Annotated in this window: 16 protein-coding genes; 8 read left to right on the top strand and 8 right to left on the bottom strand. The window is 65.3% G+C overall.

The features are described 5' to 3' along the window. Positions 1–76: 76 nt before the first annotated feature. Together dapA and NK214_RS15105 are read right to left on the bottom strand one after the other, a co-directional pair. Complete coding sequence (dapA, locus tag NK214_RS15100; protein ID WP_227107962.1) at positions 77–979, bottom strand: 4-hydroxy-tetrahydrodipicolinate synthase; 903 nt, start codon at positions 977–979, stop codon at positions 77–79. Between the two features lie 82 nt (positions 980–1,061). Beyond that, positions 1,062–1,706: a TetR/AcrR family transcriptional regulator gene (locus NK214_RS15105; protein ID WP_253314894.1), complete on the bottom strand. Its 645-nt coding sequence runs from the start codon at positions 1,704–1,706 to the stop codon at positions 1,062–1,064. Between the two features lie 57 nt (positions 1,707–1,763). Here NK214_RS15105 and NK214_RS15110 point away from each other — a divergent pair, with 57 nt between their 5' ends. Beyond that, positions 1,764–3,410, top strand: coding sequence for an acyl-CoA dehydrogenase family protein (locus tag NK214_RS15110; protein WP_253314895.1), 1,647 nt, complete (start codon positions 1,764–1,766; stop codon positions 3,408–3,410). A gap of 7 nt (positions 3,411–3,417) precedes the next feature. Here NK214_RS15110 and prpF read toward each other — a convergent pair whose 3' ends face one another. The 6 genes from prpF to prpB all read right to left on the bottom strand — a co-directional run bounded on the left by prpF (position 3,418) and on the right by prpB (position 10,355). Continuing rightward, positions 3,418–4,608, bottom strand: a complete 1,191-nt coding sequence (gene prpF / locus NK214_RS15115) for a 2-methylaconitate cis-trans isomerase PrpF (RefSeq protein ID WP_253314896.1) — start codon at positions 4,606–4,608, stop codon at positions 3,418–3,420. Positions 4,609–4,661: 53 nt separating this feature from the next. Beyond that, entirely contained in the window at positions 4,662–5,000 is a 339-nt protein-coding gene (locus tag NK214_RS15120; RefSeq protein ID WP_253314897.1) for an endonuclease domain-containing protein, read from the bottom strand. Between the two features lie 308 nt (positions 5,001–5,308). Continuing rightward, positions 5,309–7,915, bottom strand: coding sequence for a Fe/S-dependent 2-methylisocitrate dehydratase AcnD (gene acnD, locus NK214_RS15125; protein ID WP_253314911.1), 2,607 nt, complete (start codon positions 7,913–7,915; stop codon positions 5,309–5,311). A gap of 55 nt (positions 7,916–7,970) precedes the next feature. Beyond that, positions 7,971–9,119, bottom strand: coding sequence for a 2-methylcitrate synthase (gene prpC / locus NK214_RS15130; protein WP_253314898.1), 1,149 nt, complete (start codon positions 9,117–9,119; stop codon positions 7,971–7,973). A 32-nt stretch (positions 9,120–9,151) separates the two neighbouring features. After that, positions 9,152–9,481 carry a cupin domain-containing protein gene (locus tag NK214_RS15135; protein WP_253314899.1) on the bottom strand — a complete coding sequence of 110 codons (330 nt, stop codon included), beginning with the start codon at positions 9,479–9,481 and terminating at the stop codon, positions 9,152–9,154. Further along, entirely contained in the window at positions 9,468–10,355 is an 888-nt protein-coding gene (gene prpB, locus NK214_RS15140) for a methylisocitrate lyase (RefSeq protein ID WP_253314900.1), read from the bottom strand. The genes NK214_RS15135 and prpB overlap by 14 nt, the downstream gene beginning before the upstream one ends. Before the next feature lie 293 nt (positions 10,356–10,648). On the opposite strand from prpB, the gene rpoE reads away from it, so the two are divergent. From rpoE to lepB, 7 genes are all read left to right on the top strand, one after another. Then, positions 10,649–11,248: an RNA polymerase sigma factor RpoE gene (rpoE, locus tag NK214_RS15145; RefSeq protein ID WP_043641588.1), complete on the top strand. Its 600-nt coding sequence runs from the start codon at positions 10,649–10,651 to the stop codon at positions 11,246–11,248. A 2-nt stretch (positions 11,249–11,250) separates the two neighbouring features. Then, the gene (locus NK214_RS15150) at positions 11,251–11,775 is read left to right on the top strand and encodes a sigma-E factor negative regulatory protein (protein WP_107799407.1); all 525 of its coding nucleotides are present in this window, start codon (positions 11,251–11,253) and stop codon (positions 11,773–11,775) included. Beyond that, positions 11,776–12,735 carry a MucB/RseB C-terminal domain-containing protein gene (locus tag NK214_RS15155; RefSeq protein ID WP_107799406.1) on the top strand — a complete coding sequence of 320 codons (960 nt, stop codon included), beginning with the start codon at positions 11,776–11,778 and terminating at the stop codon, positions 12,733–12,735. A 229-nt stretch (positions 12,736–12,964) separates the two neighbouring features. Continuing rightward, positions 12,965–14,383, top strand: a complete 1,419-nt coding sequence (locus tag NK214_RS15160) for a Do family serine endopeptidase (RefSeq protein ID WP_253314901.1) — start codon at positions 12,965–12,967, stop codon at positions 14,381–14,383. Beyond that, entirely contained in the window at positions 14,380–14,619 is a 240-nt protein-coding gene (locus NK214_RS15165; protein WP_107799404.1) for a glutaredoxin family protein, read from the top strand. Before NK214_RS15160 ends, NK214_RS15165 begins: the two co-directional genes overlap by 4 nt. A 173-nt stretch (positions 14,620–14,792) precedes the next feature. Further along, entirely contained in the window at positions 14,793–16,586 is a 1,794-nt protein-coding gene (gene lepA, locus NK214_RS15170) for a translation elongation factor 4 (RefSeq protein ID WP_107799403.1), read from the top strand. Continuing rightward, entirely contained in the window at positions 16,587–17,555 is a 969-nt protein-coding gene (lepB, locus tag NK214_RS15175; protein WP_253314902.1) for a signal peptidase I, read from the top strand. It abuts the gene before it with no gap. The last annotated feature ends 3 nt before the right edge of the window (positions 17,556–17,558 follow it).

Here is a 17,558-nt window from a genome sequence, read left to right on the forward strand (position 1 = left end):
ACGCCGCCGCGCGACATGAACACGCGCGAAATGAAAAAAGGAGCCGACAGGCTCCTTTTTTCATTGCCGTTCCGCTTTAACAGGCGGCGGCGCGGCGCAGCTGCAGCCGCTCCCATACCAGCCGCGCCTGTTCCTCCTCGGCGGCGCCGGTGGGCGGCAGCGGCAGCCGGCATTGGCCCACCGGCAGACCCTGCACCCGCAGCATGGCTTTCACCGACATCGAAAACACCGAAGCGTCGGTGTTGGAGAAGGCGAAGGATTCCTGCAAGCCGGCGTTGACGCGCCGCGCCTGCGCCGTGTCGCCCTGTTCGAAGGCGGCGATCATGCGGGCGAACTCCGGCCCGGTCCAGTGCGTGGAGGTGCCGACCACGCCCACCGCGCCCACCGCCAGCAAGGGCAGGGTCAGCGCGTCGTCGCCGGAGTAGAGCGAGAAATGCTCGCCGGCGGCGGCCAGCAGCGCGGCCGCCGCGGCCGGGTCGCCGGTGGCGTCCTTGAAGGCGACGATATTGTCCACCTCGCGGAACAGCCGCAGCAGCACGTCGGCGGCGATGCGGCGGCCGGTGCGGCCCGGCACGTCGTAGACCATCAGCGGCAGGCGGGTGGCCGCGGCCACCGCGCGGAAATGGGCTTCGATGCCGGCTTGCGGCGGGCGGTTGTAATAGGGGCCGACCACGAAGACGCCGGCGGCGCCCAGGCCGGCGGCCTCGCGCGTTAGCGCGATCGCGTGTTCGGTGTGGCTGCTGCCGGTGCCGGCCAGCACAGGGATGGTGACCGCCTCGCTGACCGCGCGCACCAGATCGCGGCGTTCCTCGTCGCTCAGCGTCGGCGCCTCGCCGGTGGTGGCCGCCACCACCAGGCCGTCGCTGCCGTTGGCCGCCAGATGTCTGGCCAGTTGCCGCGCCGCGTCCAGATTCAGCCGGCCGGCTTCGTCGAAGGGCGTGACCATGGCGGTCAGCACCTTGCCCCAATGTTCTGTCATTTTGCTTCCTTTGTTCTTCTTGGCCGCCTTGGCGGCGGCTGGGGCCGATTCTACTCCTTATTGCGACGCCTTTCCCGCGGTTTCAGCCCAGGCAGGCCTTGAGCGCCGCTTCCAATTCCGGGCGCAGGGCCGCGAGATCCGCGGTCGGCCCTTGGGTCAGCAAGGCCTGCGAAATGCTTCCGTAGCAAAGACAGTGAGCCATGCGCGCGGCGGCGTCCAGCCGCGGCGGCGGCTCGGCGGCGGCGGCCAATGCGGCGCGCCAGATGTCCACGTATTGCTGGTAGTGGCGGCGGTAGGCGTCCATCGGGGAGACCCGGCGCTCCAGCAGGAACAGCGCGTTCCAGGCCGGCGCCTGGCGTTGGATCGTGTCCAGTTGCAAGGCCAGAAGCGCGGCGGCGATATCGCGACGATCCGCGCCTCGGCGGGCGGCGGCGCATTGGCGCAGCGCGCCGGCCAGCGCGTGCACATGCTGATGGATGCACAGCGCGGCCAGGCCGTCCATATTGCGCACGTACTGATAAAAGGTGCCGACCGCCACGCCGGCGATGGCGGCCACCTCGCGCACCGTGGTTTTGGCGTAGCCGCGCGTGAGCAAAACCTGAACAAAGGCCTGTTGCAGCGCGATCAGGCTGGCGCGCGAACGCGACTGGCGCGGACGCCGGCGCGTGGCCGGCGCAGCCTGTTCGGCTTGCTGCGCCGCGGTGGGGGAAACCCGAACATGTCGCATTGCCGCTTTCCTTATACTTTTGTCATGGCCGCGAACGCGGCGCGAGGAGACGGAACGATGATCTGGCAAACCCATGAAGTGAGCAACCAGTACGAAGAACTGGCGGATTACTCGCTGTACGACAGCGACCCGGCTTTGCGCGAGGCGCTGCGGCGCGCCGACGCGGGCTGGGCCGAGGCCGGGCTCAGCGCCTACGGCGAGCGCCTGGGGCGGGCGGACAGCTTCGAACTGGCCGAGCAAGCCAACCGCCATGCGCCGGAGTTGCGGGCTTTCGACCGCCGCGGCCGTCGCGTCGACCAGGTGGATTCCCACCCGGCCTGGCACCAGTTCTTGGCGCTGTATCGTGAGCAAGGCCTGGTGAGCCTGCCTTTCGACAGTCAGCGGCCGGGCCGCTGGACCGCGGCGATGGCCGGCCTCTATCTGCATGGCCAGGTGGAGGCCGGCAGCTTGTGCCCGGCGACGATGACCCAGGCCGCCATTCCCTTGCTGCGGCGCGAGCCGGCGCTGTGGGCGCAGCTGGGCGACAAGCTGTTCAGCCGCGTTCACGACAGCCGCGATCTGCCGCTGGAACGCAAGACGTCGGCCTGGATCGGCATGGGCATGACCGAGAAGCAGGGCGGCTCCGACGTGCGCGCCAACACCACCCAGGCGACGCCCTTGGGCGCCGGGGGCCGCGGCGGAGAATACCTGCTGCGCGGCCATAAGTGGTTCTGGTCGGCGCCGATGTGCGACGCCCATCTGGTGGTGGCCAAGACCGCCGACGGCGCGCCGTGCTGCTTCTATCTGCCGCGCTGGCGGCCGGACGGCGAGCGCAACGCGGTGAGGATCCAGCGCCTGAAGGACAAGGTGGGCAATCGCAGCAACGCCGGTTGCGAGGTGGAGTTCCAGGACGCCTGGGGCGTGCTGATCGGCGAGGAGGGCCGCGGCATTCCCACCATCATCGAAATGGCCGGCTACACCCGGCTCAACTGCGTGATCGGCAGCGCCGCGCTGCTGCGCCAGGGCGCGGTGCAGGCGCTGGCTTACGCGCGGCGGCGCATGGCCTTCGGCAAGCGGCTGGCCGAGCAGCCGCTGATGCGCGCGGTGTTGGCGGACCTAGCGCTGGAAAGCGAGGCGGCGCTGCAATTGGCGGCGCGCTTGTCCGAGGCCTTTGAACGAGAGGATGAGCCGGCGCAGCGGGGTTGGAAGCGCATCGTCACGCCGGCGGCCAAGTTCTGGGTGTGCAAGCGCGCGGTGGAGCTCAGCGGCGAGGCGATGGAAGTGTTCGGTGGCAACGGCTATGTCGACGGACCGATGGCGCGCCTGTATCGCGAAGCGCCGCTGAATTCGATCTGGGAGGGCTCCGGTAATGTGATGTGCCTGGATCTGATCCGCGCGCTGCAGCGCGAGCCCGAAGCCTGGCAGGCGCTGCTGGAGGATTTGGCCGGCCTGTCCGGCGGCGAGCCGGCGCTGGCGGCGGCGCTGGCGCAATTGCGCGAGCTGGCCGCCAGGCCGGCCGAACTTGAGCCTTTGGGGCGGCGTTTCGCCCAATTGCTGGCGCTGACCGCGCAAGCCTGCCTGCTGGCGCGCCATGCGCCGTCGGCTTCGGCCCAGGGTTTTATCGCCAGCCGTTTGGACGACGGGCAATGGGGGCGGGTGGCCGGCGCGCTGAACGGAAGCCGGCTGGATATCGAGGCTATCCTGCAGCGCGCCTTGCCGGTCTGAGTCGGATTCAGAGCGCGTCGCCCGGCACCCGCACCCAACCCTCCATCAACACCCGCGCGCTGCGGCTCATCACCGCCTTGGTCACCGTCCAGGCGCCGTTTTCCTGACGGGCTTCGGCGCCGACGCGCAAGGTGCCGGACGGATGGCCGAAGCGCACCATCCGGCGCTTGCCGCCGCCGGCGGCCAGGTTGACCAGGGTGCCGGGAATGGCCGCCGCGGTGCCTATGGCCACCGCGGCGGTGCCCATCATCGCGTGATGCAGTTTGCCCATGGACATGGCCCGCGCCAGGAGGTCGATGTCGGCGGCGCGCACCGGTTTGCCGCTGGAGGCGGTGTAGTCGGCCGGCGGCGCGACGAAGGCGATCTTGGGCGTGTGCTGGCGGCTGGCGATTTCTCCCAGCGTTTCAATCAACCCCATCTTCAGCGCGCCGTGGGCCCGGATGGCCTCGAGGCGCGCCAGCGCCGCCGGGTCGGCGTTGATCGCGTCCTGCGACTCGGCGCCGCTGTAGCCGATGTCGGCGGCCTTGACGAAGATGGTGGGGATGCCGGCGTTGATCAGCGTGGCCGGGAAGACGCCGACGCCGGGCACTTCCAGCGTGTCCACCAACTGGCCGGTGGGGAACATCGCGCCGCCGTCGCCATCGCCTTCATCGGCCGGGTCCAGGAACTCCAGCGCGATCTCGGCGGCGGGGAAGGTGACGCCGTCCAGCTCGAAATCCCCGGTTTCCTGCACCTGGCCTGCGGTGATGGGCACATGGGCGATGATGGTCTTGCCGATATTGGCCTGCCAGATGCGCACGCTGCACACGCCGTTGGCGGGAATGCGCGCCGGATCGATCAGGCCGCCGGCGATGGCGAAGGGGCCGACTGCGGCGGACAGATTGCCGCAGTTGCCGCTCCAGTCGACGAAGGCTTTGTCTATGCCGACCTGGCCGAACAGATAATCGACGTCGTGACCCGGGCGCGAGGAGGGGGACACGATCACGGTCTTGCTGGTGCTGGAGCTGGCCCCGCCCATGCCGTCTATCTGCTTGCCGTAAGGATCCGGGCTGCCGATCACGCGCAGTAGCAGCGCGTCGCGCGCCGCGCCCGGCCGGCGCGCGGCCTCCGGCAGGTCCTGCAAACGGAAGAACACCCCCTTGCTGGTGCCGCCGCGCATATAGGTGGCGGGGATGCGGATCTGGGCAGACTGAGTCATATGCTGTTTTTCCTGTGCTTGCGGCGGTTCCATGGTCGGGACGCCGCTGTGTTCTATTGTGTCCGGGCGTTTAGCGCTTGCCAGATTGCTTCTAGGACCGCGTCCTGATTGTGCAGAATAGCGTTGTTCCAGAAGCGCATGACTCTGAAGCCCTGCGCCTGCAGCCAAGCGTCGCGAGCGGCGTCGCCGCGGCTTTCATGATGTTGGCCGCCGTCCGCCTCTATGATTAGCCGCGAGCCGAAGTGGACGAAATCGACGATGTAGGGGCCGATCGGCTGTTGGCGGCGGAATTTCTCGCCGTTCAGCCGGTGGGCGCGGAGCTGCTTCCAGAGTCGCTGTTCGGCGTCGGTCATATTGCGCCGTAAGGACTTGGCGAAATCGAGCTGGCCCATACCCCTCTCCCCAACCCCTCTCCCGCAGGGGGAGAGGGGCTTGCTGAGCTGCTGACAGTTAATCTGCCTACCTTACCTTATTGGCAAACCAAGCGATGGAATCATGGGCTCATGCCATAAATAAAATGAAGTTGAAAGTCCCCCTCTCCTGTGAGGGAAGAGGGGCTTGCTGAGTTGCTGACAGTTAACCTGCCTACCTTACCTTGCTTGGCAAACCAAGCGATGGAATCGTCGGCTGATGCCAGAAATAAAATGAAGTTGAAAGTCACCCCTCTCCCCTTGCGGGAGAGGGGCCGGGGGAGAGGGGTTCAGCCTCCCGCCCCCTCCAAAAAGTCCTGCGCGAAACGCTGCAGCACGCCGCCGGCCTCGTAGATCGACACTTCTTCCGCGGTGTCTAGCCTACAGGTTACCGGCGCTTGCTCCGTGCGGCCGTCCTTGCGGTGGATCAGCAGCGTCAGCTCGGCGCGCGGCTGGCGCTGGCCGATCACGTCGTAAGTCTCGCTGCCGTCCAGCGCCAGCGTCTTGCGGTTGACGCCGGGTTTGAACTCCAGCGGCAGCACGCCCATGCCGATCAGATTGGTGCGGTGGATGCGTTCGAAGCCTTCGGCGACAATGGCCTCTACGCCGGCCAGGCGCACGCCCTTGGCCGCCCAGTCGCGCGAGCTGCCCTGGCCATAGTCGGCGCCGGCGACGATGATCAGCGGCTGCTTGCGCCGCATATAGGTTTCGATCGCCTCCCACATCCGCATCGTCTCGCCTTCCGGCTCTACGCGCGCCAGCGAGCCCTGGCGCACCGAGCCGTCTTCGTTCAACACCATTTCATTGAACAGCTTGGGGTTGGCGAAGGTGGCGCGCTGCGCAGTCAGGTGATCGCCGCGGTGGGTGGCGTAGGAGTTGAAGTCCTCCTCCGGCAGGCCCATTTTCGCCAGGTATTCGCCGGCCGCCGAGTCCAGCAGAATGGCGTTGGAAGGCGACAGGTGGTCGGTGGTGATATTGTCCGGCAGCAGGGCCAGCGGACGCATGCCGCGCAGCGTGCGCTCGCCGGCCAGCGCGCCCTCCCAGTACGGCGGGCGGCGGATATAGGTGGACTGCGGCCGCCAGGCGTACAGCGGGCTGGCCTTGGCGGCGCCGTCGCGCCGGATGGCGAACATCGGCTCGTAGACCTGGCGGAAATGTTCAGGCTTGACTGCCTGGCGCAGCACCGCGTCTATTTCCGCGTCGTCCGGCCAGATGTCCTTGAGCCGGATCTCCTTGCCGTCGGCGACGCCGAGCACGTCTTTTTCGATGTCGAAGCGGATGGTGCCGGCGATGGCGTAGGCGATCACCAGCGGCGGCGAGGCCAGGAAGGCCTGTTTGGCGTAGGGGTGGATGCGGCCGTCGAAGTTGCGGTTGCCGGACAGCACCGCCGTCGCGTACAGATCGCGCTCCACGATCTCCTGCTGGATCTTGGGCTCCAGCGCGCCGGACATGCCGTTGCAGGTGGTGCAGGCGAAGGCGACGATGCCGAAGCCCAGCTGTTCCAGCTCGGACAGCAGGCCGGCTTCCTTCAGATAGAGCTCAACCGCCTTGGAGCCGGGCGCCAATGAGGACTTCACCCAGGGTTTGCGGGCGAGGCCCAGCCGGTTGGCCTTGCGCGCCAGCAGGCCGGCGGCGATCACATTGCGCGGGTTGGAGGTATTGGTGCAGCTGGTGATGGCGGCGATGATCACCGCGCCGTCCGGCATCAGGCCTTGGGCCTCCTCCGCGCGCGCCTGCGCCAGATTGACGGCGATGCCGCGTTCGGCCAGCGCCGACACCGGCAGCCGCTTGTGCGGGTTGGACGGGCCGGCCAGGTTGCGGCCGACGCTGGACAGGTCGAAGCGCAGCACTCGCTCGTACACGACGTTTTGCAGCGTGTCGGCCCACAGGCCGGCGGTCTTGGCGTAGCTTTCCACCAGCCGGACCTGCTCATCGCTGCGGCCGGTCAGCTTCAGATAGGAGAGGGTCTGCTCGTCGATGAAGAACAAGGCCGCGGTGGCGCCGTACTCCGGCGCCATATTGGAGATGGTGGCGCGGTCGCCCAGGGTCAGCGCCGCGGCGCCCGGGCCGTAGAACTCCAGATAAGCGCCCACCACTTTCTGCTGGCGCAGGAATTCGGTCAGCGCCAGCACCACGTCGGTGGCGGTGATGCCTGGGCCGGGCTTGCCGGACAGTTCCACGCCGACGATGTCCGGCAGCCGCATCCAGGAGGCGCGGCCCAGCATCACGTTTTCCGCTTCCAGGCCGCCGACGCCGACGGCGATCACGCCCAGCGCGTCCACGTGCGGGGTGTGGCTGTCGGTGCCGACACAGGTGTCCGGGTAGGCCACGCCGTTGTCGGCGTGGATCACCGGCGACATTTTCTCCAGATTGATCTGGTGCATGATGCCGTTGCCGGCGGGGATCACGTCGACATTGTCGAAGGCGCTCTTGGTCCACTCGATGAAATGGAAGCGGTCTTCGTTGCGCCGGTCTTCGATCGCGCGGTTCTTTTCGAAAGCCTGCGGGTCGAAGCCGCCGCACTCCACCGCCAGCGAATGGTCGACGATCAACTGCACCGGCACCACCGGATTGACCTGGGCCGGGTCGCCGCCCTGATCGGCGATGGCGTCGCGCAGGCCGGCCAGGTCCACCAGGGCGGTCTGGCCCAGGATGTCGTGACAGACCACGCGGGCCGGGAACCAGGGGAAATCGCGCTCGCGCTTGCGATGGGCGATCTGCTCCAGGCAGTCGCCCAGCAGCGCCGGTTCGCAGCGGCGCACCAGGTTTTCGGCGTGGACGCGGCCGGTGTAGGGCAGTTGCTCCCAGGCGCCGGGGCGGATGGCGTCGACGGCGGCGCGGGCGTCGAAATAGTCGAGCCCGGTGCCGGGCAGGGGAATGCGGTAAGCGGAATTCATCATGTCTTGGCCAATTTGAAAATCAGGGGCGGGGGCGCGACGGCCCCCGGTCCGGTCAGCGCTGTTCCAGCGGCACGAAGACCTGGTCTTCCGGGCCGACGTAATTGGCGCTGGGGCGGATGATCTTGCCGTCCTGGCGCTGCTCGATCACGTGCGCGCTCCAGCCGCTGGTGCGGGCGATGACGAACAGCGGGGTGAACATGGCGGTGGGCACGCCCATCATGTGGTAACTGACCGCGGAAAACCAGTCCAGATTGGGGAACATCTTCTTGATGTCCCACATCACGGTTTCCAGCCGTTCGGCGATGTCGAACATCTTGCTGTTGCCGGCGGACTTGGACAGTTCGCGCGCCACGTCCTTGATCACCTTGTTGCGCGGATCGGAGATGGTGTAGACCGGGTGGCCGAAGCCGATCACCACTTCCTTGCGCTCCACGCGCTCGCGGATGTCGGCCTCGGCTTCGGCCGGGCTTTCATAGCGTTGCTGAATGTCGAAAGCCACTTCGTTGGCGCCGCCGTGCTTGGGGCCGCGCAAGGCGCCGATGGCGCCGGTGACGGCGCTGTACAAGTCCGAGCCGGTGCCGGCGATGACGCGGGCGGCGAAGGTGGAGGCGTTGAATTCATGCTCGGCGTATAGATTGAGCGAGGTGTGCATCGCGCGTACCCATTCCTGAGACGGTTTTTCGCCGTGCAGCAGGTGCAGGAAGTGGCCGCCTATGCTGTCGTCGTCGGTTTCCACCTCGATGCGCTTGCCGTTGTGGCTGAAATGATGCCAGTACAACAGCATCGAGCCCAGGCTGGCCATCAGCCGGTCGGCGATGTCGCGCGCGCCGGCCTGGTTGTGATCGTCCTTCTCCGGCAGCGCGCAGCCCAGCGCGGACACGCCGCTGCGCATCACGTCCATGGGATGGGCGCTGGCCGGCAGCGCCTCCAGCACCGCCTTCACCGCCGCCGGCAGGCCGCGCAGCGATTTCAGCTTTTTCTTGTAGCCGACCAGCTCGGCCTTGTTCGGCAGCTTGCCGTGAACCAGCAGATAGGCCACTTCCTCGAATTCGCAACGGCCGGCGAGGTCGAGGATGTCGTAGCCGCGGTAGTGCAGATCGTTGCCGCTGCGGCCCACGGTGCACAGCGCGGTATTGCCGGCGGCGACGCCGGACAGGGCTACGGATTTCTTGGGTTTGATGCCAACAACGGTTTCGCTCATGTTTTTCTCCTGATCGCAGACCTGCGGAATGATTATTTTTCGTAGAAAACGGCCAGCCAGACGCTGTCCCGCTCCGGCGCGGTCCAGGCCACGCGGTGGCGTTGGCGCGGCGCTATGGCCACGCAATCGCCCGGCTCCAATCTGAGGCGCCGCGGCGGGTCCTGGTATTCCAGTTCCGCCGCGCCGGACAGCAGCAGCACCCATTCCGCCTCATCCTGTTCGTACCAGAATCCCTCCGGCGAAGCATGGCCGCGCGAGACGATGCGCTCGACGCGGAAGCCTTTCGCGCCGCTGAATAAAGTCTGCAGCAACTCTTCCGGCAACTGCGCCGGGATGTCGCCAAACAGATTATTCAGCACCATGGCCTTCCCGGCGGAACAGCGCGTCCAGTTTTTGTTCGTAGGCGTGGTAGTCCAGATGGCTGTACAGATCGGCGCGCGTCTGCATGGTGTCCAGCACCGCCTGTTGGCCGCCGTCGCGGCGGATCGCGCCGTAAACGCCGAGCGCGGCCTGGCTCATCGCGCGGAAGGCGGACAAGGGATAGAGCACCAGGCCGACGCCGTGTTCGCCCAGCTCGCGGGTATTGAACAGCGGGGTGGCGCCGAACTCGGTGATATTGGCCAGCACCGGCACTTTCACCGCCTCGGCGAAGCGGCGGTACATGGCCAGATCGGTCATCGCCTCCGGGAAGATCATGTCTGCGCCGGCCTCGACGCAGGCGACGGCGCGCGCGATGGCGGCGTCCAGCCCCTCCACCGCCAGCGCGTCGGTGCGCGCCATGATCACGAAGCCGTCGTCGCGGCGCGCGTCCACCGCCGCCTTGACGCGGTCCACCATTTCCTCCTGGCTGACGATGGCCTTGTTGGGGCGATGGCCGCAGCGTTTTTGCTGCACCTGGTCCTCGATATGCACCGCGGCGGCGCCGGCCTTCTCCAGGCTGCGGACCGCGCGGGCGATATTGAAGGCACCGCCCCAGCCGGTGTCGATGTCCACCAGGAGCGGCAGTTCGGTGACGTCGGTGATGCGGCGCACGTCGATCAGCACGTCTTCCAGCGTGGTGATGCCCAAGTCCGGGATGCCGCAGGAGCAGGCGGCCACGCCGCCGCCGGACAGATACAGCGCCTTGAAGCCGGAGTGCTCGGCCAGCCGGGCGGCGTAGGCGTTGACCGCGCCCACCACCTGCAAGGGCTGTTCTTGTGCTACCGCCAGACGGAAGCGTTGGCCGGGAGTGCTCATCGCGTTGGATTCCTAAAAGTTGCGGAGAAACGGCAAAGCCGTGAAGTCGGAAACTATTTGGCTTTGCATTGTTATCTCTATGTCATTCAAGCAAGTGCTTGGTAGGAGTGTAAGGGCTGGTTTGAGCGCTGGCAATACGGTTAAAACAAATGTTCAAGTTTTGTTCGAGGTCTGTTATGTTTCGCTGCTGAATCGCGTGGGGGAACTCATCGCAAGCGCGGTGGTCTAGTCACAGTCCACATACAACGACCACAAACACGACTAGTGGGCAAATCAGGGAGCATAACAACGACATGAGTGATCGGGATCTCGATCAACAGTTGGTGGAGCGTGCCCAGCGAGGTGAAAAAAGAGCTTTCGATCTGCTTGTTGCCAAGTATCAGCGACGTCTCGCCAGGTTGTTGTCGCGGTTTATCCGCGACGGCGCAGACATCGAGGATGTGACGCAAGAGGCGTTTGTCAAAGCGTATCGTGCCTTGCCGTCGTTTCGTGGCGAGAGCGCGTTTTACACATGGCTGTACAGAATCGGCATCAATACTGCCAAGAATTTCCTTAGCGCCTCCGGACGTCGTCCGGTGGTCAACAGCGAGATAGAGGACGAGGACGGCGAGAGCTTCGACATGGCGTCGCAGCTGCCCGACCTGAACACGCCCGAAACCGAGCTGATGAACAAGGAGATTCTGGCAACGGTCAATGCCGCCGTGGAGGCTTTGCCGGAGGAACTAAGAACCGCAATTTCGCTCAGGGAAATGGACGGTCTATCCTACGATGAAATCGCCAAGGTGATGGATTGCCCGATAGGCACCGTGCGCTCGCGGATTTTCCGGGCGCGCGAGGCGATTGCTGCCGAGCTCAGGCCTTTGCTGGATACGGCCAAGAACAGAAGGTGGTAGGTATGAAAGAAACGATATCCGCGATGATGGATGGCGAACTGGACGACTCTGACATAGGCAGAGCCATCGCCTCCATTTCATCTGACAAGCAACTGGATGCCGCCTGGGGCGAGTATCACTTGATTGGCGACGCGATGCGCGCCAACCGCATGGTTGCGCTCAATGTGCGAGAGCAGGTCGCCAGCCGGCTGGCGGACGAGCCCACGGTGCTTGCGCCGCGGCGCTGGTTGCGCCCGGCGCGCGGCCGCGCCGCAGGCGGGGTGGCCTTGGTCGCCAGCGTCCGCACCGCAGGCGCAGTGGCGCTGGCCGCCAGCGTGAGCTTCGCCGCCGTGGTGGGCTGGCAGCAGCTCTCGCATCGCGGCGAGCCGGCCTCGCTGGTGGCGGACAAGGGCGTGCCGGTGCAAGTGGCCCAGCCGGCGCAAGCCAGTCAGCCCGAGCGCGACGACCCCTATCTGCTGGCTCATCAGGAAGTGACCTCCGAACAAGGCAATATGAAAGTATCCTACGGAAACGGAGCTCGCCGTTAAATGCGTGTAATTCCTCTGATCAGTTTGATGGTTGTGGCGGCCGCGCCTGCCGCCCATGCAGAGGATGACTGGCAGCTGCTGCGCAATGTGGCGGCTGCCGGACGCCAGCAGGCGCTGAACGGCACCTATCTGCACCAGATGAACGGCACGCTGGAAACCTTCCACATCGTCAGGGAAGGCCAAGGCGAAGCCATGCGGGAAAAGCGGACGTCCTTGGACGGGCCTTCCCGCGAAATTGTCCGCAAAGGCAATGAGCTGGCCTGTTTCGCGCCGGACAAGAAAGCCTTGAACGCGGCCAAGATCAGCGCGATGCGCCTGTTTCCGGCCTTGCTGCCGGAGGACATGAGCGAGATCAACCAGTCGTATGCGCTCAAGCACGTGGGCAGCGACCGGGTGGCTCAGCGCGATTGCAATCTGCTGGAGCTGCGGCCCAAGGACAGGCAGCGCTACAGCCTGCGCATGTGCGTGGAGCCGCTGACCTCGCTGCCTTTGAAGATGGTGACCTTGTCGCCCAAGGGCGAGGCGGTGGAGCAGTTCACCTTCACCGACATCGACCTGAACGGCCCCAAGGACAAGCGAGCCTATCGGCCCAAGTTCGCGCAGAAGTTTCTGCTGCGCTCCGGCGGCGCGTCGACGCCGCAGGCCGGCGCGCAAGTGGACAACGATGTGTCCGGGCTGCCCAACGGCTTCCATCTGCTGCGCTCGGTGCAGCGCAGTCTGCCGGGCCAGGCGGGCAAGTCGGTGCGCCACATGGTGTATTCCGACGGCTTGGTGATGCTGTCGCTGTTCGTCGAGACGCAGCCGGAAGGCGCGCGGCTGGAACGCAGCAGCAATCTGCACGGCGCCATCAATATGGCCACCGGTCCGCAAGGCAGCTATCAGCTGACCGCGGTGGGCGATATGCCCGAGCCGGCGATGATGGGGCTGCTGAAAGGGTTGAAAGTCAGCCTCAAGCCATGACGGCCAAGCTCGTGGACGTTCCTGCAAGCCCGTCCGGAGGCCCGGCCTCCGGCGGCGCGCTTGCGCGGAACGGACCGGGCGGCGCCGGCGCCTTGACGCCGGCTTTCCAGTTTTTCTCGGCGGCGAACGCCGCGGCCGGGCGCTTGGCGCGCGGCCGGTTCGACGCTGAAATTCCCCAGCCGGCTTCCGCCGGCGCGTCTCAAACACAACATATCAAGATGGAGCGCTCATGCCGGTTAAAAAACTGATTGTTTCCGCCATGCTGGCGGCCTCTATTATGGCGGGCGCGGTGCCCGCTGCAATGGCCGCGGAACTGCCGGACTTCAGCCAGATTGTCTCTAACGAGGGCAAGGCCGTCGTCAACATCAGCACCAAGTCCACGGTGCGCGAGGTTAGCAACGATCTGCCCGAGGGCATGAGCGGCGACCCCTTCTTTGAATTCTTCCGTCGTTTCGCGCCGCCGCGCGCCCAGGAGCGGCAAGAGTCCTCGCTGGGTTCCGGCTTCATCATTTCCGCCGACGGCTATGTGCTGACCAATGCGCACGTGGTGGCCCGCGCCGATGAAATCACCGTCAAGCTGACGGACAAGCGCGAGTACAAGGCCAAGGTGATAGGCTCCGACGCCCGCACCGACGTGGCGTTGTTGAAAATTGAAGCCGACAAGCTGCCGGTGGTGCGCCGCGGCGACGCCAACGCCTTGAAAGTGGGCGAAGGCGTGTTGGCCATCGGCTCGCCGTTCGGCTTCGAGAACACCGCCACGTCCGGCATTGTCTCCGGCAAAAACCGCATGCTGCCGGATGAAACCCTCGTGCCCTTCATTCAGACCGACGCCGCGATCAACCCCGGCAATTCCGGCGGTCCGCTGTTCAACGCCAGGGGCGAAGTGGTGGGCGTCAACTCCCAGATCTTCAGCCGTTCCGGCGGTTTCATGGGCATTTCCTTCGCCATCCCCATTGACGTGGCGATGGACGTGGTGGCTCAGCTGAAGGCCAAGGGCCATGTCAGCCGCGGCAAGATCGGCGTGGTGATCCAGGAGTTGAGCCAGGACCTGGCCGCCTCCTTCGGTCTGGCCAAGCCGGCCGGCGCGCTGATCAACGCGGTGGAGCCGGGCGGGCCGGCGGCCAAGGCCAGCGTCAAACCCGGCGACATCATCCAGCAAGTGGACGGCAAGCCGGTTGAATCCGGCTCCGATCTGCAGCGGCTGATCGGCAGCATTCCGCCCGGCAAGCCGGTGACCTTGGGCCTGTGGCGCGCTCGCGCCGCGGTGTCGGCCAAGGTGGTGCCGGTGGAGCAGCAGGATCAGAATCCGAGGCTGGCGCAGCGCGAATACCGCGGTTCGCAGCAGGAGCGTCCGGCCGAGCAGAGCTTCTCGCAGATCGGCTTGCGCCTGCAGGTGCTGAATCCGGCGCAGTTGCAGCGCGCCGGCATCAAGTACGGCCTGCTGGTGCGCGGCGCCAATAATGTGGCGATGCGCGCGGGCATTCAGCCGGGCGACGTGATCGTGGGCATCGGCAGCGAGCCGCTGGCCAATGTCGAGCAGCTGAAGTCCGCCTTGTCCGCGGCCAAGAAGGGCTCGTCGATCGCGCTGCAAGTGCTGCGTCAGGGGATTACCCAGTTCATCCCGCTGCCGGTGGGCGACGGCAAGTGAGACTGACGCTGTATTTCCGCGAATACTGCAGCTTGTGCCATCAGATGCTGGCCGAGCTGCAGCCCTGGCGCGAGCGCTACGGCTTCGAGCTGGACGTCGTCGATGTCGACGCCGACCCGGAGCTGGAGCGCCGCTTCAACGAACTGGTGCCGGTTCTGATGGCGGATGAGACCGAAATCTGCCATTGGCGCCTGGATCAGGCCGCATTGGCTGCACATTTGGGCGAAATCGGCTAAAATCCGCGCCAGTGTGAGTTTATATCGGGGGCACTTGGGTGCCCCCGCTTGCTGGATGGGCTGTTAACGGCTTTAGAGGTCGCAATCCTGATGATGAGCCGCTTTCATCAGGCCCGCGGCTTCCATCGGCAGTTCCGGGCACGCTAGCGTGCCCTTATCTTTTGCTGGATATCATGAAAAACATTCGAAATTTCTCGATCATTGCCCATATCGACCATGGCAAATCGACCCTGGCCGACCGCTTCATTCAATTCTGTGGCGGCCTGGAAATGCGCGAAATGAGCGCCCAGGTGCTGGACTCGATGGACATCGAGAAAGAGCGCGGCATCACCATCAAGGCGCAGACCGCGGCCTTGAGCTACAAGGCGCGCGACGGTCAGGTCTATAACCTGAACCTGATCGACACCCCCGGGCACGTGGACTTTTCCTATGAAGTGTCGCGCTCGCTGTCCGCCTGCGAAGGCGCGCTGCTGGTGGTGGACGCCTCGCAAGGCGTGGAAGCGCAGACCGTGGCCAACTGCTACACCGCTATCGAGCTGGGCGTGGAAGTGGTGCCGGTGTTGAACAAGATCGACCTGCCGGCCGCCGAGCCGGAGCGCGTCAGCCAGGAAATCGAAGACATTATCGGCATCGAGGCGGCGGACGCGGTGCGCGCTTCGGCCAAGTCCGGCATCGGCATCGAGGACATTCTGGAAGAAGTGGTCAGCAAGGTTCCGCCGCCAAAGGGCGATGCGGGCGGCCCTCTGAAGGCTTTGATCGTCGACTCCTGGTTCGACAACTACGTCGGCGTGGTGATGCTGGTGCGCGTGATCGACGGTTCGCTGAAGCCCAAGGACAAGATCAAGTTCATGGCCACCGGCGCCGAGCATCTGTGCGAGCAGGTGGGCGTGTTCACGCCCAAGTCCGTCCAGCGTCCGAATCTGAACGCGGGCGAGGTGGGTTTCGTCATCGCCGGCATCAAGGAATTGAAATCGGCCAAGGTCGGCGACACCATCACCCTGGTGTCCAAGCCGGCCACCGAGGCGCTGCCGGGCTTCAAGGAAGTGCAGTCCCAGGTATTCGCCGGCCTGTATCCGGTGGAAAGCCACGACTACGAGGCGCTGCGCGACGCGCTGGAAAAACTGCAGCTGAACGACGCTTCGCTGAAGTACGAGCCGGAAGTGTCGCAGGCGCTGGGCTTCGGCTTCCGCTGCGGCTTCCTCGGCCTCCTACACCTGGAGATCGTGCAGGAGCGCCTGGAGCGCGAGTTCGACATGGACCTGATCACCACCGCGCCCACGGTGAACTACGAAGTGGTGATGAAGGACGGCGTGGTGGAAGTGGTGTCCAACCCGTCGCGGATGCCGGACGCCGGCAAGTACGACGAGTTGCGCGAACCCATCATCACCTCCACCATCCTGGTGCCGCAAGACTATGTCGGCGCGGTGATGACGCTGTGCAACCAGAAGCGCGGCGTACAGCGCAATATGCAGTACATGGGCCGTCAGGTGATGCTCACCTACGATCTGCCGATGAACGAAGTGGTGATGGACTTCTTCGACAAGCTGAAGTCCACCAGCCGCGGCTACGCCTCGCTGGATTACGAATTCAAGGAATTCCAGAGCGCCGATCTGGTCAAGCTGGATGTGCTGGTCAATGGTGAGAAGGTCGACGCGCTGTCGCTGATCGTGCACCGCGCCTCCAGCGTCTACCGCGGCCGCGAACTGGTGTCCAAGATGCGCGAACTGATTCCGCGTCAGATGTTCGACATCGCGGTGCAGGCGGCCATCGGCGGCCACATCATCGCGCGCGAGACGGTCAAGGCCTTGCGCAAGAACGTGTTGGCCAAGTGCTACGGCGGCGACATCACCCGTAAGAAAAAACTGCTGGAGAAGCAGAAGGCGGGCAAGAAGCGCATGAAGCAGGTGGGCAATGTGGAAATTCCGCAGGAAGCATTCCTGGCAATCCTTCAAGTAGGGGACAAATAAGTGGGCGGAAATCTGTTCTGGGTGTTTGTCGTGGCGGTGGCGATCGGCGGCATGCTGATCGCTTTTGGCGGCAAGAAGCAAGAGGGCGCCAAGGATTGGCCGCAGGCGGTGCAGTGGGGCTATCTGGCGGTGCTGATCGGCGGCTTCGGCCTGCTGTCCAACTATATGAGCTTCACCGCGGTGATGCTGGTCTTCGTGCTGATCACCGGCGCGGTATGGCTGGCGGACAAGCTGGTGCTGGCCAAGCGCCGCGCGGCGGAGACCCCGGCCGGCCATTTCGTCGACTATTCTCGCGGCTTCTTCCCGGTGATCCTGGTGGTGTTCCTGCTGCGCTCCTTCATCGCCGAGCCGTTCCAGATTCCCAGCAGCTCGATGCGTCCGGGCCTGGTGGTGGGCGATTTCATCTTGGTGAACAAATTCACCTACGGCTTGCGCGTGCCGGTGCTGAACACCGTGTTCGCGCCGGTGGACAAGGTGGAGCGCGGCGACGTGGTGGTGTTCAACTTCCCGCCCAACCCCAAGGTCAACTACATCAAGCGCGCCATCGGTCTGCCGGGCGACGTGGTCGAGTACCGCGACAAGCGCCTGAGCGTCAACGGCAAGCCGCTGCCGGACGCCGACGACGGCAGCTATGAATACCTGGAGCAGGGCCTGATGATGGTCAATGCCCAGCGCTATAAGGAAACCATGGGGCAGCGCACCTACTCGGTGCTGAACAATGCCGGCACCCCGGTGGTGGCCTTGAGCCAGGTGCAGGACTTCCCGTACCGCGACAACTGCCGCTATGATGACAATGGCTTTGTCTGCAAGGTGCCGGCCGGCCATTACTTCATGCTGGGCGACAACCGCGACAACAGCCTGGACGGCCGCTACTGGGGCTTCGTCAACGACAAGCTGATGGTGGGCAAGGCCTTCATGATCTGGATGAACTTTGGCGACCTGTCCCGCATCGGCAAAACCATTCACTGATAA

The organism is Chromobacterium sp. S0633 (genome assembly GCF_024158805.1).
In the GTDB taxonomy this organism is placed as follows: Bacteria; Pseudomonadota; Gammaproteobacteria; order Burkholderiales; family Chromobacteriaceae; genus Chromobacterium.